The 22,576-nt window shown below is 62.7% G+C and carries 21 protein-coding genes; 3 read left to right on the top strand and 18 right to left on the bottom strand.

The genetic code is table 11. From position 1 onward, the window contains the following. Position 1 precedes the first annotated feature (1 nt). The 11 genes from trbL to AC1VVM_RS14965 form a co-directional block, all read right to left on the bottom strand. Positions 2–1,315, bottom strand: coding sequence for a P-type conjugative transfer protein TrbL (gene trbL / locus AC1VVM_RS14915; RefSeq protein ID WP_482955343.1), 1,314 nt, complete (start codon positions 1,313–1,315; stop codon positions 2–4). A 166-nt stretch (positions 1,316–1,481) separates the two neighbouring features. Then, complete coding sequence (trbJ, locus tag AC1VVM_RS14920) at positions 1,482–2,231, bottom strand: P-type conjugative transfer protein TrbJ (protein ID WP_482955344.1); 750 nt, start codon at positions 2,229–2,231, stop codon at positions 1,482–1,484. A 26-nt stretch (positions 2,232–2,257) separates the two neighbouring features. After that, positions 2,258–4,705 carry a conjugal transfer protein TrbE gene (gene trbE / locus AC1VVM_RS14925; RefSeq protein WP_482955345.1) on the bottom strand — a complete coding sequence of 816 codons (2,448 nt, stop codon included), beginning with the start codon at positions 4,703–4,705 and terminating at the stop codon, positions 2,258–2,260. Next, on the bottom strand, positions 4,699–4,899 hold the full coding sequence (locus AC1VVM_RS14930) for a VirB3 family type IV secretion system protein (RefSeq protein WP_231635456.1): 201 nt from the start codon (positions 4,897–4,899) through the stop codon (positions 4,699–4,701). Before AC1VVM_RS14930 ends, trbE begins: the two co-directional genes overlap by 7 nt. Before the next feature lie 56 nt (positions 4,900–4,955). Further along, positions 4,956–5,285: a TrbC/VirB2 family type IV secretion system protein gene (locus tag AC1VVM_RS14935; RefSeq protein ID WP_132391926.1), complete on the bottom strand. Its 330-nt coding sequence runs from the start codon at positions 5,283–5,285 to the stop codon at positions 4,956–4,958. Then, positions 5,285–6,298 (bottom strand): P-type conjugative transfer ATPase TrbB, encoded by a 1,014-nt coding sequence (gene trbB / locus AC1VVM_RS14940; RefSeq protein ID WP_482955346.1) that lies wholly within the window; start codon positions 6,296–6,298, stop codon positions 5,285–5,287. Before trbB ends, AC1VVM_RS14935 begins: the two co-directional genes overlap by 1 nt. Beyond that, complete coding sequence (locus tag AC1VVM_RS14945) at positions 6,295–6,696, bottom strand: CopG family transcriptional regulator (RefSeq protein WP_482955347.1); 402 nt, start codon at positions 6,694–6,696, stop codon at positions 6,295–6,297. The genes trbB and AC1VVM_RS14945 overlap by 4 nt, the downstream gene beginning before the upstream one ends. Before the next feature lie 8 nt (positions 6,697–6,704). After that, a complete protein-coding gene (locus AC1VVM_RS14950) occupies positions 6,705–8,729 on the bottom strand; it encodes a conjugal transfer protein TraG (protein WP_482955348.1) in 2,025 nt (674 codons plus the stop codon). Positions 8,730–8,845: 116 nt separating this feature from the next. Continuing rightward, entirely contained in the window at positions 8,846–9,778 is a 933-nt protein-coding gene (locus AC1VVM_RS14955) for a HEPN domain-containing protein (RefSeq protein ID WP_482955349.1), read from the bottom strand. 596 nt (positions 9,779–10,374) lie between these two features. Next, positions 10,375–12,486 carry a DEAD/DEAH box helicase gene (locus AC1VVM_RS14960; RefSeq protein ID WP_482955350.1) on the bottom strand — a complete coding sequence of 704 codons (2,112 nt, stop codon included), beginning with the start codon at positions 12,484–12,486 and terminating at the stop codon, positions 10,375–10,377. Positions 12,487–12,536: 50 nt separating this feature from the next. Then, the gene (locus AC1VVM_RS14965; protein ID WP_482955351.1) at positions 12,537–14,165 is read right to left on the bottom strand and encodes a HamA C-terminal domain-containing protein; all 1,629 of its coding nucleotides are present in this window, start codon (positions 14,163–14,165) and stop codon (positions 12,537–12,539) included. 116 nt (positions 14,166–14,281) lie between these two features. Here AC1VVM_RS14965 and AC1VVM_RS14970 point away from each other — a divergent pair, with 116 nt between their 5' ends. Together AC1VVM_RS14970 and AC1VVM_RS14975 are read left to right on the top strand one after the other, a co-directional pair. Beyond that, a complete protein-coding gene (locus AC1VVM_RS14970; RefSeq protein WP_482955352.1) occupies positions 14,282–15,025 on the top strand; it encodes a DCL family protein in 744 nt (247 codons plus the stop codon). Between the two features lie 59 nt (positions 15,026–15,084). Beyond that, positions 15,085–15,582 (top strand): hypothetical protein, encoded by a 498-nt coding sequence (locus tag AC1VVM_RS14975; RefSeq protein WP_482955353.1) that lies wholly within the window; start codon positions 15,085–15,087, stop codon positions 15,580–15,582. 321 nt (positions 15,583–15,903) lie between these two features. Here AC1VVM_RS14975 and AC1VVM_RS14980 read toward each other — a convergent pair whose 3' ends face one another. The 7 genes from AC1VVM_RS14980 to AC1VVM_RS15010 all read right to left on the bottom strand — a co-directional run bounded on the left by AC1VVM_RS14980 (position 15,904) and on the right by AC1VVM_RS15010 (position 21,615). Next, positions 15,904–16,221, bottom strand: a complete 318-nt coding sequence (locus AC1VVM_RS14980) for a hypothetical protein (protein WP_482955354.1) — start codon at positions 16,219–16,221, stop codon at positions 15,904–15,906. A gap of 185 nt (positions 16,222–16,406) precedes the next feature. Continuing rightward, a complete protein-coding gene (rlxS, locus tag AC1VVM_RS14985) occupies positions 16,407–18,548 on the bottom strand; it encodes a relaxase/mobilization nuclease RlxS (RefSeq protein WP_482955355.1) in 2,142 nt (713 codons plus the stop codon). Between the two features lie 227 nt (positions 18,549–18,775). After that, entirely contained in the window at positions 18,776–19,423 is a 648-nt protein-coding gene (locus tag AC1VVM_RS14990) for a hypothetical protein (protein WP_482955356.1), read from the bottom strand. A gap of 54 nt (positions 19,424–19,477) precedes the next feature. Further along, a complete protein-coding gene (locus tag AC1VVM_RS14995) occupies positions 19,478–20,149 on the bottom strand; it encodes a lytic transglycosylase domain-containing protein (RefSeq protein ID WP_482955357.1) in 672 nt (223 codons plus the stop codon). 101 nt (positions 20,150–20,250) lie between these two features. Beyond that, positions 20,251–20,823, bottom strand: a complete 573-nt coding sequence (locus AC1VVM_RS15000; protein WP_482955358.1) for a S26 family signal peptidase — start codon at positions 20,821–20,823, stop codon at positions 20,251–20,253. Next, positions 20,816–21,091, bottom strand: coding sequence for a helix-turn-helix domain-containing protein (locus tag AC1VVM_RS15005; RefSeq protein ID WP_482955359.1), 276 nt, complete (start codon positions 21,089–21,091; stop codon positions 20,816–20,818). Before AC1VVM_RS15005 ends, AC1VVM_RS15000 begins: the two co-directional genes overlap by 8 nt. Positions 21,092–21,294: 203 nt before the next feature. Continuing rightward, positions 21,295–21,615 (bottom strand): DUF736 domain-containing protein, encoded by a 321-nt coding sequence (locus AC1VVM_RS15010; RefSeq protein WP_482955360.1) that lies wholly within the window; start codon positions 21,613–21,615, stop codon positions 21,295–21,297. Positions 21,616–22,316: 701 nt separating this feature from the next. On the opposite strand from AC1VVM_RS15010, the gene AC1VVM_RS15015 reads away from it, so the two are divergent. Beyond that, positions 22,317–22,544, top strand: coding sequence for a hypothetical protein (locus tag AC1VVM_RS15015; RefSeq protein ID WP_482955361.1), 228 nt, complete (start codon positions 22,317–22,319; stop codon positions 22,542–22,544). Positions 22,545–22,576: the final 32 nt, after the last annotated feature.

Raw genomic sequence — 22,576 nt, forward strand, 5'->3', positions numbered from 1 at the left:
ATCAGTCCTCCTTTTCCTTGATGTCGGGGTTGGCGGCGGCACCGCCGCGCTCACCGTCCTTCAGGGTGGAGAGCGCGATCTGTCGGTGATGGCGGGTGTCCTGCTGGCGGCGGAGATCGCGCGCCCAGCTCGGAGCGGAATTGTTCGCGGGATTGGCTGTGGTCTCAGACGCACTGCCGGCACCTTCCGAGCCTTCGAAGGCAGCCCTCGCCGCCGAGCGACCGCGTTCGGCGGCTTCGCCAATCCCGAAGGCCTGACTGGCCTTCTGTCGGGCTGCACCGCCAGCGGCTTTGGCCATGCCGCTGAGGCCAGCACCGACGCTTTGCGAGCCGGCGGCGGATTGACCCATGCTCCACGACGTAGAGGCGGCGGCGCCCATACTGGTGCCGGCGCGCACCGCGCCGAGCGCGGTGCCGCCCGCAAGCTTGGCCGCTCCGGCCGCGCCACCGGCGCCCATGGCAATGATCCCGGCTGCGCCGACCCCGGTACCAAGCGCAGCGCCTGCACCCAGCTGCGGCGCACCGGCGACAAGACCCGAAGCGATAGAAGGACCGAATATGCCGAGGCCGAACAGCGCGAGGCTAGCGAGCACTAGGCTCAGAGTCTGCCCTATGTCAGGTTCCTGTCCCTGCAAGGCCGTGGTGAATTCGTCGAAGAAGTTCGAGCCGATGCCCACGATGACGGCGAGCACCATGACCTTGATGCCTGAGCTGACGACGTTGCCGAGTACCCGCTCGGCAAGGAATGCGGTGCGGTTCCACAGCGCGAACGGCACCAGGATGAAACCGGCAAGGCTGGTGAGCTTGAACTCGAGAATGGTGACGAAGATCTGCACCGCGAGGATGAAGAACGCGAGGATCACCAGCAGCCACGCCAGCAAAAGGACGACGATCATTAGGAAATTGTCGAAGAAGGTTGTGAAGCCGAGAAGCTTATTTACCTGATCGAGCAGCGGCCAAGCGGCCGAGAAGCCTGTGCCAGCCAGACGCCCCGGCTTCAGCAGGTCGGCTGCGGTCAGCCCGCCGCCACCTGCAGTGAGGCCCGCCTGTGCCAGCGAGCGGAAGACGATATCGCCGAGCGCCGAAAAATTGCCGATGATGAACGCAAAGGCACCGACGTAGAGGATCTTGCGGATGAACCGCCCGAGGATGTTGTCCTCGCCGCCCATCGTCCAGAACAGCCCCGCGAGCGTCATGTCGATACCGATCAGCGTCGCCGTCAGGAAGTGGACGTCGCCGCCCAGCAGACCGAAGCCGCTGTCGATGTAGGCGATGAAGCTGGTCATGAAGCGGTCGATGACATTGAGGTCGTTCATGGCGCTGCACTTTCCATCCGAATGCCGAGGGGATTGGAAACAGTGGGTGTCGCGGGACGCGGCCAGGGGCGCGGAAAAACCGCGTCCCGCGACGCGGTGACGGGAGAGGCGGACCGTCACCGCAAACGATGTTCGAAACGGACCCGGCCGCGGCCGGTCCGGATGGTCAGTTCGGCGTGTAGGCCGTCCCGGTGCCGAGGAATTTTGCGGTCGCGGCTTGCGCGTCGCTGGTCGCCTGGGCGCGGTTGGCGCGCTCAAGCGCGTCGGCGCGGTATTGCGCGGCGAGGAGCTGCTGGATCTGGAACTGCTGCTTGGCAGTCAGCGCCAAAAGCTGGTTGGTCGCCTGGCTTGCTTGAAGTGCGCCTTCGGCGTTCTGGCTTCGCTCCACCATAGCCGAGAGCGCGGAGGCATCGCTCTGGATATTCTCGACGACTTGCGCCTGCACCGTCATCGTGTGCTGGTAGGCCGTCATTTCGGTATCGAGGCGCGCGCGGGCGGCCGATACCTGGCTACTAAGCGAGAGCGAGCCATTGCTGGTCGGATAGAGCTGGCGGAACTGCTGGTTCAGCGTCGAGACCTGGAACTGGATCCCCTGCGCCTGCCTCATCAGCATATCGATCTGCTGGAGGGTTTGCGTCAGTGTTTGCAGTTCGGGAAAGCCGATCGTCGTGAGGTTCTTGCCCTCATTAAGCAGGCTCTGCGCTTCGTTCTGCAGCGACTTGATCTGGTTATTGACCTGCTGGAGCGTGCGCGCCGCCGTCAGCAGGTTCTGGCTGTAGTTGGTCGGGTCGTAGACGATGAGCGCCTTAGCGGGCTCCGACGGGTACGACATGGCGGCAAAGGTGCCGCCAACGGCCACCAACGCCATGCATCCAGCGGCGGCGAGCGGGGAACGGGCACGCTGTTTCACAATCATCGGTCTTCTCCTTTGCTGAAGCGGGGTCAGAAGGTGCCGGGCACCTGAAACGAGGCGGCAAGGTCGGACGCCCACGCGGCGTCCGATCCGGCGAGAAAGTGGGACAGGAAGTTCTCGGCGCCGTGCTCGGCGATGATGCGGTCGATCCTCTGCTGCGCGGCCGGCCCGGAGGAGCCACAGAGCGCCAGCGCAACAGGTCCCAGCCCCAGTTCGAACAGGCGGTTTCCGCGCGCCGACTGGAGGTAGTAGTGATGCTTGGGCGTGGCCCGCGCGATGATCTCGATCTGCCGATCGTTGAGCCCGAAGGCATCGTAGGCTTCGCGAGACTGGGGCTCGATCGCGCGGTCGTTCGGTAGGAATATCCGCTGCGGGCAGCTTTCGATGATCGCCGGCGCAATCGAGCTCTGCGCCACGTCGGCGAGACTTTGGGTCGCGAACAGGACCGAGACGTTCTTTTTCCGAAGCGTCTTCAGCCACTCACGGATGCGCGCAGCGAAGATCGGATCGTCGAGCAGGCTCCAGGCCTCATCGAGCACCAGCAGAGTCGGACGCCCGTCGAAGCGCTGCTCGATGCGGTGAAAGAGATAGGTCAGGACCGGGGCGACCAGTCCTTTCCGTCCCATTAGCGCCTCGGTTTCGAAGCACTGGACGTCGGCGTCCGCGAGGCGCTCCTCGGCGGCATCCAGCAGTCCGCCAAACGTGCCCTCGAGCGTATAAGGCGCCAGAGCCATGCGCAGCTCGTTCGACTGGAGCAGCAAGGAGAGCCCGGTGAGCGTCCGCTCGCTTTTCGGAGCGCCGGCGAGGCTGGTGAGCGCAGACCAGACATGGTCACGCATTTCCGGAGAGGTGACGAGCAATTCGTGAGTCAGAAGATCGAGGATCCAGTCGGCGGCCCAACTGCGCTCGACCGGATCGTCGATGGCTTTGAGTGGCTGGAAACTCAGCCCGTCCAGCGCATCGGTGCCCTGCCCCAGAGCATTATGAGTTCCGCCCATGGCCAGGACGGCTGCGCGCGCCGAAAGACCCATGTCGAAGACAATGACCCGCGAACCACGATAACGGCGGAACTGGCAGGCGATCAGCGACAGCAGCACCGATTTGCCGGCACCGGTCGGACCCACGACAAGCATGTGTCCGACGTCGCCGACGTGTGTGGAAAAGCGGAACGGGGTCGATCCCTGCGTCTGGGCATGGAATAGCGGCGGGCCTGCGAGATGCCTGTTGCTCTCCTGCCCGGCCCAGACCGCGGAAAGCGGCATCAGGTGCGCGAGGTTCAGCGAATGGACCAGCGGCTGCCGGACATTGGCGTAGACCTGCCCCGGCAATGAGGAGAGCCAGGCTTCGACCGCGTTCACGCCTTCGCGGATGCAGGTGAAACCAAGCCCATTGACCACGCGTTCAACCGCGCGGACCTTTTCCTCGACGCGGGCGCGGTCTTCGTCGGCGACGGTGATGGTCGCGGTGAGGTAGCCGAACGAGACGTGATCGCCGCCAAGCGCCTGCAGCGCGGTATCGGCATCGACCACCTTGTTGTCGGCGTCGCTGTCCACCAGCTGCGTCGGCTGGTTATACAAGACTTCCCGTAGCAGCGCAGTTATCGACTTGCGCTTATTGAACCACTGACGCCGCAGCTTGGTCAGGACCTTGGTGGCGTCCGCCCGGTCCATGGCGATGAAGCGGGTCATCCAGCGATAACCGAAGCCTTGATGATTGAGCGCATCGAGCAGGCCGGGCCGGCTCACATTGGGAAAGCCCGGCAAGGTCAGCGTGCGGACGTAATGGCGTCCCAGTTTCGGCTCCAGTCCGCCGATGAACGGTGTGTCGGCGAGAATGGCGTCAAGGTAGACCGGCGTCTCTGGAACGGCGAGATGGACTGGCCGGTCCGAAACCGTGTCGTGGAGGTAGGAGAGGGTCTCGGCGCTCGACAGCCCGTGAACTTCGGGCATGAAGCCGGCGAAGAGATCGAGGACACGGTCGGTCTCGGCGATGAACCCGGCAAGCGCGGAGCGCCAATCGCGCCCTCCAGACTCGCTGCTTTCGGGCTCCGGCCGCTCGATCAGCGAACGACCGGCAGCATCGCTCGAATCCCCAGGCGGCAGCCAGAGCAGCGTGCCGGTGAACACGCTCTCAAAATGATGGCCCTCGGCCTCGAATGCGGCGCGCCGTTCTTCGTCGATCAGCCAGGATGCCGCATCGGGAAACTGGCTTTGCGGATAGCTTGAAATCTCGCGGCGATGGGCCTCGAAGAATATCGCCCAGCCCGACCCGAGCCGGCGCAGGACATTGTTGGTTCGGGCGCAGGCGCCGACCAGTTCCGCTTCGGTCGAGCTTTCGAGGTCGGGGCCGCGAAAGGCGAAGCTGCGCTGGAAGCTTCCGTCCTTGTTGAGCACCACACCGGGTGCGACCAGCGCGGCCCAGGGCAAGTGATCGGCAAGCCGGTCGAAGCGGGAGCGATATTCGGCAAGGTTCAGCATGCCAGGTATCCTTTTTGCCGGAGGTGGCGGATCAGGACATTCGCGAATTCGGGGTCGCGCCGGGCGGCGAAGACCGCGAGGCTGTGCCCAATCGCCCAGAGCGCAATCCCGACCGGCCACTGCTGGAGGCCGAGCCCAAGCGCAGCGGCGAGCGTCCCGTTGACGATCGCGATCCCGCGCGGAGCCCCGCCCATCAGGATGGGTTGGACGAGGCTCGCGTGGATCGGTGTTTCAAAGCCCTCGATATGGCTCACGAGACCAGCGCCCCTCCGCCGAAGCTGAAGAACGAGAGGAAGAAGGACGAGGCAGCAAAGGCGATCGAGAGCCCGAAGACGATCTGGATAAGCTTGCGGAAGCCGCCGGCGGTCTCACCAAACGCCAGTGCGAGGCCGGTGGTGATGATGATCAGCACCGCCACGATCTTGGCGACCGGCCCCTGGACGGATTCCAGCACCTTCTCGAGCGGATCTTCCCAGGGCATGCCTGAACCGCTGGCCAGCACGGGAGATGCCAGGACCGAAGCGAAAGCGAAGACGACGAGGCCGTTCAGTTTCCGGCCAGCGATATGGAAGACACGCATCAGCATTCTCCTTCAGGTTGGTGGTCAATTGGGGTGTTGGGCGTTCGAAAGGCGTCGATGACGCGGTACTCGCCGCGCTCATCGATCCCGGCGACGCGGGCGATCGTCTCGATGCGGCGGCAAGCACCGCGACCTGCGATGAAGACGATCATGTCGATGGCCTCGGCGATCAGCCGGCGCGGAACGGTGGTGACCGCTTCCTGTACCAGTCCGTCGATCCGATAGAGCGCGGCTCGCGCGTTGTTGGCGTGGACCGTGGCGATGCCGCCGGGATGGCCGGTGTTCCAGGCCTTCAGCATGTCGAGCGCTTCCGGCCCGCGCACTTCCCCGACGATGATCCGGTCGGGCCGCAGTCGCAGCGTCGAGCGAACGAGGTCGCTCATCGACACCTTGCCCGCTCTGGTCCGCAGCGCAACCGTGTCGGCCGCCGGCGATTGGAGTTCGCGTGTGTCCTCAATCAGGATAACGCGCTCATCGAGACTAGCCATTTCCGCGAGCAACGCGTTTGCGAGCGTGGTCTTGCCCGAGCTCGTACCGCCCGCGACGAGGATGTTAGCGCGTGCGACGACCGCCCGGGACAGGAAGCCCGCCTGATCTATTGTCATGATCCCATCGCGCACATAGTCGGCAAGCGTGTGGATCCGTGCCGCAGGCTTCCGGATCGAAAAGCACGGCGCCGTGGCAACCGGTGGCAGCAGGCCCTCGAAGCGCTCGCCCGCACCGGCCCCATGGGCCGGGAGTTCGGCTGAGACGATCGGGGCGTCGGCATGGAATTCAGCGCGGATATGCGATGCCACCAGCCGCACAATGCGTTCGACCTGGGTCGGCTCGAACCGGACGTCGGTATCGACCCGCCCTTCCCCCAGCACATCGACGCGCAGGGCTCCGTCCGGGTTGACCATGATCTCGATGATGCGCGGATCTTCGAGCGCCGCTCGAATGGCCGGGCCCATGGCGGTCCGCAGCATGGCGCGGCGGCGCTCGGCCGAAACGGCATCGGGAGTACCCGTCATGCGCCCTCTCCCGACTTGCGCTCGGGAAGCGTCCGCTTGCCGGTGGCGATCTGGCGCCCGACCTGAGCAACGAACGCCTCGAAGCGCTCGCGGCCAACCGCGCGGGCGGCCGAGTCCGCCTCAGGGAGCGGTGCTGTCACCGAAAGCTGGTAGCGGATGAAGAGCGCCAGGCTTTCCAGCACAACATCGATATCGCGCCGACTCGCGATGATCTCCCGCGAGAGGCGATCGAAGCGCAGACGCAGCAGGTCGTCGATCTCATTCGAGCCTTGGCGAGCGATCCAAGCCTTGAGCGCATCGTTGACGAGGCGGCTCTTGTTGCCGCGCATGCCGGCGGCCAGGCGATCAAGCGCCACGGTGACGTCGCGGTCGAGGTAGAGGTTCTGGCGAATTTTCATGGGCTCTCTCACAGTCCGAGGTCGCGGGTGTGCTGGCTGTCATCGAAGGCGAAGCCGCGCGCGACGGGCGTCAGGGCCTGTGCCTGTTCCATCGCCCGCTTGTCCGCGACGGTGTTGCCGTCATCGTCGTTCGCGAGATCGGGCTCGGTGACTGCGGGCTCTTCGCGTGCGATCGGCTGGCCACCACCTTGCCCGGGCGCCCGTTGTTGTTGCGGTCCGGTTTCGTCGTCGGCGTCGGCCTGCGTCATCAGCGCGGCCAGTCTTGCGTCTTGCGCCCGTGCAGTGCCTTGCCAATCGTCGGGGCGCGATGCCGGCCGATCAACATAGGTGCCGGAGAAAACGGTCGGAGCAGGAAGCCGACGGTCGGTGAAATTGAGGTCGCGAAAATAGCGCAGCTTGCGAGCGCGTATGGGCGCCATGCCTGACAGCAGCACCAACTCCTCATCGGGCGAAAGCTGCATGACTTCGCCAGGGGTCAGAAGCTGACGCGCGGTCTCCTGGCGGCTGACCATGACGTGGGCGAGCCAGGGTGCGAGCCGGTGTCCGGCATAGTTGCGCATGGCACGCTGCTCAGTGGCGGTGCCCAAGGCATCGGAAATCCGCTTGGCGGTCCGCTCATCGTTGGCCGCAAAGGCCACGCGAACATGGCAGTTGTCGAGGATCGAGTTGTTCTCGCCGTAAGCCTTTTCGATCTGATTGAGGCTCTGGGCAATCAGGAAGGCCCGGATCCCGTAACCAGCCATGAATGCGAGGCTGGTTTCGAAGAAGTCCAGGCGGCCAAGCGCGGGGAACTCGTCGAGCATCATCAGGAGTTGGTGCCTGCGGCCGGCGCCGCCGAGCCCGTCGAGCTGTTCAGTCAGGCGCCGCCCGATCTGGTTCAGGACCAGGCGCACCAGCGGCTTGGTACGGCTGATGTCCGATGGGGGAATGACAAGATACAGCGAGCACGGCTGCTCGGCATCGACGAGATCGGCGATCCGCCAGTCGCAGCGCGAAGTAACCTCCGCTATCGTAGGGTCGCGGTAGAGCCCGAGGAACGACATGGCGGTCGAAAGCACGCCCGAGCGTTCGTTCTCGCTCTTGTTGAGAAGCTCCCGCGCAGCTGACGCGACCACCGGATGAACGCGCGGTGCTTCGGCGTCGCCAAGGTGATTGGTGGTGAGCATTGCGCGCAGCGTGGCGGCAAACGAGCGTTGGGGATCCGAGAGGAACGTGGCGACGCGGGCGAGCGTCTTCTGTTCCTCAGCGTAGAGGATATGGAGGATCGCACCGACAAGCAGCGAATGGCTGGTCTTTTCCCAGTGATTGCGGCGTTCGAGCGCGCCTTCCGGGTCAACGAGGATATCGGCGATGTTCTGGACGTCGCGGACCTCGTTGGCGCCGCGGCGCACCTCGAGCAGTGGATTGTAGTGGGCCGATGCTGCGTCGGTGGGGTTGAACAGCAGGCAATGCGAGAAACGCGCCCGCCATCCGGCGGTCAGCGTCCAGTTTTCGCCCTTGATGTCGTGGATGACGGCCGAACCCGTCCAAGTGAGCAGCGTCGGCACCACAAGGCCCACACCCTTGCCGGATCGGGTCGGCGCGAAGGCCAGGACATGCTCTGGGCCTTTATGGCGAAGGTACTCGCGGCCCACCTTGCCAAGCATGAGGCCGGCATCGCCGAGCAGGCCGGCGCGGACTACCTCGCCGTGGCTTGCCCAGCGCGCAGACCCATAGGTTGTGACCCTTCCCTTCTGGCGGGCGCGCCAGAGCGAACCGGCCACGGCCGATCCGCAGCCCAGGAACCCGCTGGCTCCCGCGAGCATGCCCGCCTTGTCGAAGACTTCGGGCGCGTAAGCGTCGAAATGATACCACCATCCGAATAGCGCCCAGGGCTGGTAGCAAGGCACGCCAAACAGGTGGAATGATGCCGCGCCGAGCTCGGACTGGTAGCCCAGCATCGCGGCGGCCGACTGCGTCGAAATCCAGAGGCCCGCGAACATGATCGCGAAGACGACGAGGATCTGACCGACGAGGAGTTTGGTGGGCGTCACGGGGTTTCTCCAGCCCGGTCGTCCGTTGCGACCCGGGTGGAGGAAGAATCCGTGATGAAGGCAAAATTTTAAACGGCGCTAATTGGCGTTTATTGGATATTGCAGGATATTGCCGATCACGCCCCGCGCGAATTGCCGCCAATATCGTGGCGGGCCTTTTCGCTCAGATACGCGAGTCGTTCTTGGCATACGAGACCGACGAGGTCTCGAAGGGCGTGAACCCGTGCCGTTATCGCCTCAAGATCTTCGACACCGATTTCATAGTTCGTGGAATAGCGAGCTTCGACATAGGCGCGCTTAAGCAGCTCGAAGCGCCGCCGGTCAATCTTTGCTTCGCGCGGCCACGCGTCTATCAAACGAGAGTCCTTCCCCTCGGCCAACGACCGCAGAAACTTGATGTTGTGCGATCGCGGGAAATAATGCGTTCGAACGAGGAGAAAGGAAATATAAGCTCGCTCAGTCGCCTGATGGAGAAGAAAGGCTGCGTCGTTCAGCTTGTTCTTTGCAACGCAGAACTCTGCGATTTCGATCGCATCGTTCACCTTCCCCATCCACGATGTGAAATAGGCTGATGCCATTTCGTATGCGTCAGTTGGCGTGAGGGGCTTTGGCATAACAAACGTACTGCCAGGGAGCTCATAGAGAGCGATGCCGTCCCGCGCGATGTCCACCCAGAAATATTCGCCGCGGTTGAGGCTTTGATTTACGTCGTCCATCGTGTGGACAATGAAATTGACCTGGCGCTCGATTGCCGGATCTCTAGCGATCTTGTCGTCCGCAACGTGCCAATATTCGGCGATATCTGTGAGCTTGGGGTGGCTCACGATGATCAGCAAGTCGAAGTCGGACTGGTAGCCATTGAGCGGCCGATCTACCCAGTCACTTCGGGCATAGCTCCCGAAAAGAATGATCTTAAGGATACGGCCATTCTTCTTCCAAGGCTGCGTTGCCCGCGAAATCGCAACCTCGAATTCGGCCATCAGGATCTGTTTTGCCCGTTCGAGCTCCGCCCGCTGAACTGCCGGGAGATGATCAATATCCTTACGCATCAACTGGATTCTCGCCCGAATGAGATCGGTTGGCAAGCCCCCGCGGCTTGCGATCTACGGGGTGTTCGTGTGTCATTGCCGGTCGCGCGCAGCCTCAAAACCAGTGCGCCGCCGAATTCAGCCGTCCCCCAAGAATGCGCGGAGGTGGAAGTCGTGCCCACTACTGCTCCCTGCCTAAACCCGATCAGTCCGACGACAGTGGTGCTCCCGCTGTTGCAAGTCCGAAAGCTCGCCTCTGGGACTTTGCGCTCGGTCCGCTTCGGAGCGTTCCTGGTCGGATATCGGACATACCTGTCTCAGAGCATTGATCAGTTCCCGACCTAACGTCGGACGTTCGATTGCGAAATGGGACTGCCCGATAGCGGACGTTTGTTCCTCTCTGTTGGGGGCCTACCGATGGCAATTCTTTGGCCGGCAGGAGACTGCAATGCCGAAGCGCGGGGGCACCTGGGACGATGGCACGAACTATCGGCGGGATTCACCATCGGCGCTCATGACCTCTTCGTATCCGGTTTTTACAAAAACGACAGCCTCACCTACCGAGGCCTGAAGAGCAAGCAGACCCTGGCTAAGAAGTTTTTATAGTGTAACCTCCGCTAGGAGGTCATCGGCCTTGGCGGCATCGTCGTCATCAGGTCTTCTACAATGGAGCGTTCGAACGGATCGAGGTCGGATTCCGGATCCTGAGCGGCTAGGAAAAGAAGATCGACTGCCTCGCTGAGCGTCGTTGGACCATCTCCTGCATATCTCAGCCGTTTGGTGGTTTCCGGGGGCACTCCGTATTCGTCGAGTGCGAAAAGACTGGAGTTCATAAAAAGGCTCGCTGCCCTGGATGCGAATGTCGAATAGTCGCCAACCGTCTCCCGTCCGTTCCGCGTCAGAACTTCAGCCTGGATGTTACTGATCGCCAGCAGGCTTCGGGGGAAGGTGTAGGAGACGTAGCGCCGCATAAATTTGAGGGCCTGTTCGACCGATTCGCTCACAGATTGGAAGAAGGCACGGTTTGCGACCCTGTGGTCTATGTAGGACCTGAACGTCTTCGCAAGCCGCAATCGATCCAGTTCGGCCTTCAACCCCATTCCGGACGTGACGCCGTAGCGGCTCAGGGCGTAACCATCGAAATGATCGTGGATCATCTCGCACACCTTCAGAAGCTGGAAGGGCTTAGGCATGCCCGACCACACGAGGGCGTCCTCCAGATTGAGTAGGTCGCGGACGATATGCGTATGAACGGCATATTGTCGGTCGAGAGGTACATGCCGATTCAATCGAAGGGTCTCCATCGAAAGGGGGCTTTCCCTTTCGATGTCTAGGACGCGCTGTCTTGAGATCGGCGCGAGGTCCTCGTCGTCTAGCTCCAGCAGTAGTGCGGCAGGCGTGTTCTCGTTCTGCAGGCCGACACCGATCTCCACGGACATCGTCTCATCCGGTGGTGCGGCTTCGAGGACGAAGACCTTGCCGATGAAATACTTCCGCATGCGGCCGGCTCGGCCTGCGATGTTGCGGAAGGTGAAGGCGTCGAAGCCTGTGTTCTCGACCCGCCGATCGTAGATGATGACATTCTCCGCGACCGTGTTGATGCCCTCGATCAGGGTGGTCGTGCAGATGATGATCTTGATCTCGCCAGAGTCGAAGGCGCGAATGATGTATTGTTGGATCGCCCGTGGCACGTTGCCATGGTGTACCCCGATTCCATGCTCCAGCGCTTTCGTGAGGATCCATTCCTCTGGATACTCGCGTCGCAGCCATTCGACTGCGGCGCGCGTGGATGCGACCTTTCCGAGATCGCCATGCTCAAGCAGATACTCCGCCAAGGATGTCGCGCGGGGAGGGGACTGGCAATAGACTAGCGTGGGGGAAGTGAGTTGGCCGCATAGCTCGGTGAGCTTTTCCTTGCGCGCATCCCCTTTCTCGGGGAGTTCGAACTGAACGATGTCGAGCGCCACCGTCGAGAATTCCGAGGGGACGAACACCGGATTATAACGCGCTGCTATGCCCGCCACTCCGCTGACATGTGGCCCTATGAGGTAGAATTTCGCACCTTGACCAGCGAGGCGCGCGAAGACCAGATTGAGGTCGACGGAACGCTCAGGCTCCTTCTCGTCGATCTCCAGCTTGTAGAATTCGTCGATGACGAAGAACTCGACCTTGTCCAGATCCTTGCGCGCGAGTGCCCTTTCCTGCGTGAGGACGAATATGACCGGCCTGCTGAAGTCAGTCTGCTGCGTCGGGTGTGTGACGACCTCGTGCGTCTGCGCAAAGCGGCGACCCAGCCGGCGTCGGGTCTCATCGATCAGGGCGATGGTAGGGACGATTATGGCAATTACATTGTAGAGACCGGAAGCGATGACCGCGTCCACCACCATGCTCTTGCCCACACTGGTCGTGGCGCTCAGCACCACGTTTCTGCCGGCGACGAGATCGCGGTAGATCTGCAACTGCAGCGTGTGGAAAAAGTAGTCGTCCTCGTCCGGAATCGGCGCCCGGTGAGCTTCCATGAGGTAGTGATCGTCCAAGGACCGGGCATTGTCCGGATCGGCATAGGGTATCAGGCCGACGGAACGTATCAGACCGTCCAGCAGCGGGTGGAAGTCGTCCCGCAACAGGTCCTTTGCGGCCAGCATGCGGATCACAAGTTCCCGCGCGGCCGGTTGGGTGGCGACGTCGTTGGCCAGCGCGCTGATGGTTTGAAGCGCGTCGAAGGCCATTTCCGGAGGAAGTGTCCGCGACGATAGTGCCGATCTTATCTCCGACTCGGTCACCGGTCATCCTTTAGGGTCGTTTCAAACAGGCGGGAAAGCGTGTCTGCGCATTGGACCGGAATCAGGAAGATGTGGATTCTGAAGTCGCGCAGATCAGTGCCTAGTTCGGCCTCGATGGCGGCGGACACCTCATTGGCCTCCTGTCTGAGGCCGTCGAGATAGTCGTGTGTGAATCCTTCCGCGAGCACGTTGCTGTCATACGCGATGAGCAGTGGAATGTGCAGAACGGACAGCAGATCGTCTACCTTGCCGTTGGCGGCCATCGAACGGCCAAGGTTGTGCTCGCTGAGGTGAGCCGGATGCCGTAGCTGCAGGATTACCTTCCGCTCACGCCGCAGGATCTCGCGGTCAAGACCAGACCTAAGTGCTTCCGCCACCGCCGCTGGCATACTCTCCCGATCCGCAACGGTCGTCAGTCTGCTCTGGCCGAGCCAGAGCTGATCGCCGGCATCGTCCAGCACCACGTGGGCGCTGCCGAAAACGAGGCGACCGCTGTTCATATGGAAGATCTTGCAGGCGATCGGTTCCGAACAGTGATGGTGCCTCAGCAACGCGTGCAGCATGAGCTCCGCAAGCAGTTCCCTCGCATGTAGGCCGCCATGCGCTTCGCACGCCTCAACTGCGCGTGTCAGCAGACTTCGTGCGTTGAGTTGGTCTAGGTTGGCGAGGACCGTAGGCGGCAGCACAACTTCGGGAATCCAGTCGAGCAGGTGGTCGACAAGTTCGCGGTATCTCCATTCGCCGCCGTCGAATTCCACGTCCCAGCCGGAAACCGTTCGATTGCCCGATGTGCCGGCCCCGCGGTGGAATTCGGAGAAGAACTCCTCGGACCGGACCCGGTAGACCTTGATGGTTCGTCGGGTCTCCGCGGCGAACAATGCGATTTGGTTCCTCCACCATCCGGTGGCGGTGGCGCGGGAGATGCACTTTTTCTCAGGAGCGTGAACCCGCGAGGCGTCACCGGCGTCGATGACCATTCCAAGCAGGTCGGCGTAGCTGGTCTCTATTTCGGTGATGTGGGGCCTTTCTCCATAATTGCCGGCGAGTTGGAGCAGTCGCAGCCGGTTATGACCCGCGAGCTTCTCCATATCGGGCTCGACCTGCCAGAGCAGTTGCTGCGCCCAGTCGGCGAGCGTTCGTCCGTTCGGCGACTTGAACTTGGGAAATTTTTTCTCGAATGCGCCGGTTGCTGCCGCCATGAGGGTCGCCCGGCTGGATCGCTCGTCCCTCGGAATCTTGAAATGGACCAGAGGGGATCTGGGCTCGCGGACGGTGACGAGGCGGAAGCTGGGAACGGCGTCATGGGCATCGCAGGCGAGTGAACGCTCGGCGATTGACGTGCCTTCCCGACTGTCGGCGCGCTGCAGAAGCTCTTGCATGCTCCATTTGGAGTCACCGTCGGTCGTCTTGACCTGCACATACTCATGGGCTTCCACCGCGTCCACCACCCGTCGGATGGTAACATCGTCCGCTGTCTCGCATTCTATCTGCACGATCGTCGGCTCAACCAGCATGTCGATGACGAGGCTGGCTGCGACGTGGTCTTGGAACTTCTGCCCCCGCCTTCCCGCGACACCGCCCGCGTCCGAAGCTGTTTCGGGATCTATAAGGCTGATGAGCGGCATGGCGGTCTTAGTTCTACCTTGTGATGTTTCGCAATGCCTCAACCTGCCGGTGCTTTGAGTTAAACGTCAAGAAGCCTATGCATTCGTACGGTTTATTCGGCGAGGGTAAGACACGAATGGCAAAAAAACCTGTGAGCCTCGGTAATGGAAGGTCTTGGCCGTCCCGGGGAGCGGCAATTGACTACTTCCGTGAACTGCGCGACCGCTATTCGGTTGGTGCAGCCGTGTCGGATCCGGCAGATCATGATGACCTGATGGCGCTGCTCCGGCGTTACGACAAGTGCGGCCTTGACGGTCCAAGCAAGATCGGGGTGGGGGTGGACCGGTTCGAAACCCGGTTGAACATCACCAACGGGGGTAGAAATGTCGGCTTCTGGGTTGTCCGGCTGGACGGTAGCGAAACGGACTTCAGCTTCATCCGGGCAGTGAACGAAGCTCCCAAAGGGGTCCTTGATCAGCTCGTCGATGCCTGTCGAACAGTCGTTCAGGCTGAGATTCAGAGCGCGCGCATCGCATATTTCGCAATGCACGCGGATCGATCCGGAAGCGTGGTGTGCGCAGTCTCCGGCGACCGCATTTCCGAGCGCGATTGCGGACTGGAATATGCCGAGCGGGGATTTTCTGAACTGGTCGGCGATTTCGCTGTCGCGCAAGGGTGGCAAGACGGCATCCCGGAAGGCGTTCTGAGCGCACCTGCCGACGCACAGACGACGACGTCGTTTGCAAGCCCGTCGTATGCGGCCGCGTTTCGCGAGTTTCACCGAACCACTGCCCGTGTCCGCGTCGTCTCCAAGAAGATCGTTAGGCGGCGGCACAATGCACTGCAGAACGGCGAGGAGGTGAAGTATCTCGAACTTTAACGCGACTGTGCGAGCACTAAAGATAAACGCGGTCTTCACCATCCGCTTGAGAGATATCCATGTGTAGGATTGACTGGTCGGCGCTGGCCGCTTGGGTACAAGCAATCTTCTCAATCGTCGCAATCGGGGTGGCGATTTGGCTACCTAAGCGCGACCGCAAAGCGGCGCGCCAGCAGCAGTTCGAAACTCAGAAGGCGGCCCTGATATCCATCGCCATGCGCGGGGAGATTACTCTCAACCGATTGCGCGCACGTGCCGTTAAGCGTGAAATTCCGCGGAGCGAATTCGGATGGCTACGCGACGAAGTTGAGGCCATAAGCGCGATTGCGGATCGTGTGGATCTCACCACCTTGCTTGACAGCAAACTCTCCGATGCCTTTGCCGAAGTCCAGGAGGCTTGCCGGACGAGCGCGCGGCGCCTTCAGCAGGTCATCAGCAACGCGAAGAATGAGGAAGGGCGAGTCATTGCGAACATCCCGATCGTCGCGGATAAGTTCGACAACCCGTTGCAGCTCATCACAGGCGCCATCGCCACACTCGAGGCTGCCCGGATATAGGCCGACGCGACCTTCGGGCAGGATTTAGATCACATGGCGGCTGAGGGCCACTGACTTGCCGAGCCGACCGACCAAAGCGCCGCGACAATCTCCTCCCAAAGCAGATGCGCGTTGCAGCTAAACGAACGGCTGCTTCCCTCGCGCGCCTGACATAAGCGGACAGTTCGGACGTCCAACTTTTCCGACATGCGCGATCTGCCGCACGCCCCAAAACCATGTCCGCTTTTGGGAAGACTAAAAGTGGTCGTGAATGGCCAGGAAGGGTCGGTAACCGACACCTTTATCCAACGGTCGGCCCAATTTAGCGCCGAAGGAGGCTCGCTACTTTTTCAGGTAATCCGCCCCACCACCAACGAGATGGCCCGTCGATTTGTCGATTGCGAAATCGATCGTCCCGATACCGACATTCATATGGAGCATGCCGTTTTCGACCGTTGCCGGATAGGAGTCCTTCTTGGGAGCACCAATGTAAGTAGGGATCTCTCTGCGAACGATGTAAGCATCCCCGTTCCGTTCGATGGTCATGGTACTCTTGGCCTGCTTGGTGCTGTCCCAGGTTCCAAGAAACTCACTGCCATTTTGACCACAACCGGTGAGCATCAAAATTCCACCGATTAAAGATACAAAACTCTTATTCATCTCCAAGCCTTTTTGTCGGCGGGCCCGTCAATCGCCCTACCCTATTCGTCGCGCTTGGATTTGATCGCATTTTATTGGAGACGTCAAATCTCTTAATGCTTTTTTAAACGCTCATTCAGCGGGAAGGCCAGAATTTAATCGGTGCAACGCTCGGCAATTCCATCACTCGCCATTTGACCTAGTCTTCAAGAGATGCCCGGCCCACCGCGCGACCGTCCAATTGTCCAATTTATTCCGTCCGTACGCATCAGGCCGGACACCGTCTTTCCAACCTGCTTTTCCAACGCCTGCCGCCATGGAACCAGCGTGAAATCCCGGCTCCGCTCGATCAATGCATGCTTACCGCTCACGAGATCGACCGACCGGCGGTAGATGCCCTCGATGCGCTCGCCTTGTCGGGCCTCGCGGTAGGGCCGCCCAATCTCCTCCTCGAGCCCGCCCGAAATCCGCAGTAATTCGCGCCGTCGCAGGGCATCCATCATGCCTTCCGCGAACATGGTCTGCCCTTGGCTTTCCTCTGCAAATCCCTGAGCCAGCAGCCATTGCCGCCGCCGCCCCCTTACGTCTGCCAATTCCTTCCCAAAGCCGGCCTCGCGCGCCGGCTCCTGGCTGCCCGAGGTAAGATCGCGATCGATCCAGGTTGCAGCCTCCAATTGCGCCAGCTTGGCGAGCGGCTCACGTGCCATCACTTCAACGGCAACCGGGCGATCCCTGATCCGTGCTTGTTGCCATGTGGCAACGCGCTCCAAATGGTCCGCTGAAATCATCCAGCGTCCTGACGGCTCGCGCACGACAAGGCCGCTCTCCCTACGCATGGCTTCGAGCCGCCGGACATGGGCTTCGGCATAAGTCTGGGTGGCATTGGGATCGTGGCGCAGGTGAAGATCGATATCGTAGTGGCCGCCGTTGGCTTCGGCGACAGCTGCGATCGTCCGATCGACCTCGCGGACGGTTGGCCGCAGGGGTTCGATCCTGACGACAGCCCCGGCAAGCGGTCCGTCAGCATCATCCCCAACGCCAAAGGCACCCCGCTCGGCCTTGCCAATCGCCACATAGTGGCTGCGCCCATCGGTCGCGTCGACAATGAGGTAATGCCGATCCTCGAATTCATCGGCCAACCCGCGCGATAGAACCCGGCCCACCAGTGGCCGCGCGTCTTTGCGCGACGGATCGTAGATCACCTGATCGGTCGCAGCGCGCTCGACTTTCAGCCTCGTGAATTCGCGCTGCATCGTGCGGATCACATCGCCGCGCTCGCCCATGCTGCGCAGCGTATCTTCAAGATCGGCGGCAAGCCGATAGCGATCGCCACCCAGATGCTCGGCCAGATCCATCCTGGCGAGGTGGGCAAGGCGCCCGGCCCTTTCCGATTGCTGCAGCGGGTCGGGCGAACGGGCCGCGACCTCCCGTTCCGGCCCGGCCTCTGACAGCAGTTCGCGGTCAATCGAGGTAAGCCGCTCCTGGCCGATCTCCGCGCGCAGAGTGTCCGCAATTTCCCGATCCGAACGGGGCCCAAGATCGAGCTCGACGAGATCCGCCGCCCGCTCGCGGATGCCGCTCGTCAGATAATCACGGGCGATCACCAGATCCTTGCCCGCAGCATCCTTGCCGCGCACCACGATATGCGTGTGGGGATGGGCGGTATTGAAGTGATCGACCGCCACCCAATCCAGCTCGCTTCCAAGGTCCTTTTCCATCTGCGCCATGAGGCGCCGGGTCAGCGGCTTCAAATCCTCGTAACGGTCGCCGTCTTCCGGCGAGACAATGAAACGGAACTGGTGGCGATCGCCGGTTCCTTGTTCGAGGAAAGCCTTGCCGTCCACGGCATCGAGATCACGCCCATAGAGCGAGCCACGTTCGCCCTCGCGGGTTGTGCCGTCGCGCTGGAGATAACGAAGGTGCGCGGCCGCCGCCGCCGCGCCCTTGCCGGTCAGCCGGACGATACTCGCTTTCACCACCACCCGGCGACGATGGGAGCCGGCCATACCGCCCCTGCTGGCCAGCATACGTCCCACGCCGGCGCCGCGTCCGATTCTGCTCCCGGTGAAGCTGGATTTTCCGCGCCCTTTTGCTGCACCTCCGCGCGCAAGATTGGCGGCCGCGAGGACCTTGCCAATATACCGCCTTTCGCCTTTGCTTCCGCGCGCATTCTGGCGCCCGAGGCGAGGCAAGAAATCATCGTCGTCGGCCATGGCGCGTCGCCCATATGAGTGCTGTGAGGCGAACCATGCCCCGCGCCCTCGCCCATGAAAACCGGTGCCATCCAAGGCCGCAGAAACACGGGCGCGAAGAACCTCATGGCACTGCCGAATCGCTTCTAGTGCCATTCAGGACCGCTAAAAACGATGTGCAGACAACACGTTATGGCGTTCCAGTGCCATGGCTTTATCTTGCCATGCACGACCTTCCCCTCTCACCTGCCCCTCGCCTCTTCAACCGCCCACCTCGCCCCACTGCCGATGCCCGCCTGTTCGCTGCCCGCCGAGCACAAAAAAAGGCCGGGACGCAGGCACCATCCGGCACCCACCTCCCGGCCGCGACCTTCCCTCGCGCCTCATCGCAATGCTGCGTATGCTTCGCGCGCTTCGCCTTCGCTCGCGCAGCTGCGCCGCGCCATCAATCCCCGCGCCCTGCCCTCACCATCGACAATGCTGACGGCTGCGTACCATGCTCCATCCAGGCATCCGACGACCGCCACCCGGTCCAGTTCCACAGCGTCATCGTCTTCGCTCTGCGCACCACATTCCCAAGTGCTCAGCCAACGCTCACAGACCCGTGCGTCCCAGACAAAATCGCATTCTTCCGCATCCAGAAACCGCGCTGCCAGCGCCCGTCCTGCACCGCTCCCGAACTCGATTTCCAGCCCCGCCACCAGCTTCGTGATGACCCGTTCAGCCGCAATTCCAATGTTCACCTGCGCAACCATGTCAGCCTCCTTCGCTTGAGCGTCCCCGTTCTTCGAGGACCCCAGTCGCCCGACGGTCGGCGCGGTGGCTGTCAGGGCCGCGCCGGCTTGCCGGTGCGCCGCGAAGCGGCGGCGGAGGAACCGATTTTGCCCCAGGAAAACAAACAAACTCGCGCGCGGAACGCGCGCTCTATTGCTGCGGCAAAATTGGAGGGGCCGCCGGCCTTTACTGCCGCCGCAGAGACCGTCACGCTCGGCAGATCCGAGGAGGGCAAACTCCCTCTCGTCCTCGCGCAAGGCCGAGATCCAGCGCGTCCATACGCTTATCCGACAGCTCCGGAATTGCCGGTGTCAGCGTGCTGCGCGAATGGCAAACAGCGGGTCGATAGGACCAACCGCATGGCCGCGATCATGGGAACTTTGGTCCCCATTTTCCTGCGGCAACGGCGCAGGAGTGAGGCCAATGAAGATCGATGGGTGACCTCCTGTGCCCGCGTGCGGAGCATGCGAGGACGCAGGCACGCCGCCTGCGAATGTAGTGCCCGCAGGCGCCCCGTATCCCGCGACCGAGGCGAGATAGGCTCGGGTCTCGGGAGGCAGCGGTCGCCCCTCGCCGATCGAGGCGGCGTAGCGCGCCGGCCCGGCATTGTAGGCGGCAAAAAGCCCCGGATAGCCGAAGCGGTCGAACATCTCCCTGAGGTACGCCGTACCGGCCAGGATGTTGTCGCGCGGCATGTGCGGATCGCTTCCGAGGCCGAGCTTTACGCGGAGTTCTCCCCATGTCGCCGGCATCAGTTGCATGAGCCCCATCGCGCCTGCGGGTGACACGATGGGCCTACCTGCAAGCAACGTGTGCCCCCGGCTTTCCACGCGCATGACGCGTTCGATCCACACCGCCGGTACCCCGAACCGCTCGGATGCTTCGGCGATTTCGGCGTGCCAGCGGCCGACCTCGTCGCTCTCGCCGGCATGCGCAGGGGTCGCAGTACAAAGGCCGACCGTCGGCACGGCAATGGCAAGCATGGCGGACGCCGCCAGGATAATGCAGCGACACGGAGGGAGCGCGCGAGATGTGCGGGAGCGGCGCCGAAGTGCGCCGCTCCGCTTGCCTTGCGACAACTTCATCAAGGCAGCCACAGCGGACGCGCCTTGCCGAGGATTTCCCGCTCTTTCGTGACGCCGAAATAGCGCCCGTCGAAGCTGTCCGGCCGCAGCGTCATCAGCAGGAAATAGCTCCCTTCCCGCAGGCGCACGCATCCTTCCCAGCGTGGCAGCGGCCGGCCGGATCGATCCGCAGAAAGACGCCGGGCGACGGGTTTTCCATCGATCGTCACGACATCGCCATGACCGCAGATCGTGTCTCCGGCGGCGCCCGCAACGCGTTTCACCAGCGGCACGCCCGAGGGCAGGTAATGGCGGCGCGCCGCGAGGGTTCGCGCCGCTTCGGGCGGCCAGGCGACCACCATGTCGCCCGGCATGGCGCGCGCGCCGGGCGAGACAAGGTAGAGCCCGATCGGCGCGCTGGCGCTGTGGTTCCACACCAGGCGGGGCACCGGCGGGAATGCCAGCGTCAGGCCTAATGCGGCAATTCCGGCGCCGATAAGGACAGCGCGGCGGCGCAGCATCCGGCTACGCGCCCGCGCCGCGCGCAAAGCTTCGCCCCATTCAAAGAGCGGGAGGTTCCGGGCGTCACCCATGATCGCCTCCTGCCGCGTTGGCGAGCGACCAGGCCTCGAGATCGTCGATGTGATAGCGCCAGTCGCGCCCGTGCTTGCGGCACCTCGGACCGGTGCCATTCCGGCGCATCCCCTTGAGTGTGACGACTGCCAGTCCAAGATGAAACGCGGCCTGCTTGGAGGTGAGAAACGGATGTGTTTCGCGGGCGGATTTCGCCCGCTGCTGGGTGCAGCCATCGGCGCCCGTTCGCCCCCCGGAGGCGAGGCCCCCTGCAGCATTGTCTGTCATGTTTCGTGCTCCCTTCCGGCAGGTCTGGGTTGGACCTTCCGGGCACGAGGCATGACCATTCGAGACGGCCTGCGGCAGGGGCGAAAATCGACAGGCGCGTTTTCGCCCCCCCTTCCCCGCTCGTAACGTGCCCCTGATTTCGCGGCCCAGCGAGGCCCCGCATCGCGCCGGTTTCAGGCACGATGCGGGGCGGCCCGGGCGGGTCAGTCGGCCGGATTCCAGATTATGGCGAAGGCGTCCTCGTCGTCCTGACCGGCGGCGCGGCCGAGGTTGGCGTAGAGCCGGCGGGGCCCGAATTCCGGGGCGGCAAGGCTCAGCGATACGTAATCATTGCCCGAGCTTTCGCTGCGGCGCAGCCATCCTGCGCCGACCTCGACGGTGCCCGAGGTAACCCGGTAGTCGGGCTGCGCATCGCTGGTCTTGCGAGGGTTGGGGGTGATCTCGATTTCGGTGCGGATCGAGAGGGTGCGAAGCTGGCCCTTGAAGCCGCGGCCATCGCGCGTGACATATCCGATTGCTGGCATTTCTCGTCTCCTCAATGGGTCGCCCGCGAACCGATTTTCCGGACGATGGCAGACCGCGAGGGAGCGCTCGCAAGGACGCATGAACCCCTTGGGGCCGGAGCATGAGCGAAGGACCGGAGCGAGGCGGCTTATTTGCAGCGAAGCGGCCGCGAGGAGCCCGCCTCAGGCGGGCGGGGAAATAAGCCGCCGCGCGATGGTTTCGTGCGGCTGCGACCGCTTCCAGGTCAATGCCGTTTGGATCCGGAAACGGGTTTCGGCACTCCAGATCCGGAGCACCAAATGCCGGCGCTCGAGTCCACATGCGCGACATGGCGGCGAGAACGCGGCTTTCCGATTCACTCGATCCGAACAGCGTGGTGACGCCCTACTGCCGGACGGCGATGTGCCGAACCAGCTGTGCGGGTGGCCGCAGCGCCGGTAATGACGGATGCCGCCGGTGGCCTTCCGGCACCGCGCATGGGTCCCTCGCGGCAGCGCTCGTCGCGGGTCCCGCAACCGCCAAATTCGCGCCCGTAAATGTGCCCGACATGCCTGCAATTCGGGCGTCCCGCGGTCGGCAAAAAGCGCAGCTAGGTTCCGCCGCCGCACCCCTGAAACCCGCCCAGCTGCGTCCATGCGGCCCATTGCCTGCTCGGAAGAGTATCCATTCGGGTAATTGCAACACGGGGCGCGAAATGGTGAGCAGTGCGCGGGAGAGACGCATGAACATCTACACTTTGAGGTTCCTCAAGGCTGGAGACGAAGCCGCCTTGTCCGAGGATCACGAGGAGCAACTCGAGTTTCAGGCGGCCGATGTCGTCGGCGCACTTGTCATCGCTCATGAAAAAGCATCGCGCAGGAGCGCGGAACTCTGGGATGAGGCCCGCCGGCTTTGCACGATCCACCGCTCGCCTGGGGCTGAGTTCTCGATGCGCGCGGCGCGCGCATGATCGGCCGCCGCAACGCGGCCGAAACCCGTTAG

It is taken from the genome of Novosphingobium sp. BL-S-33, from assembly GCF_056857025.1.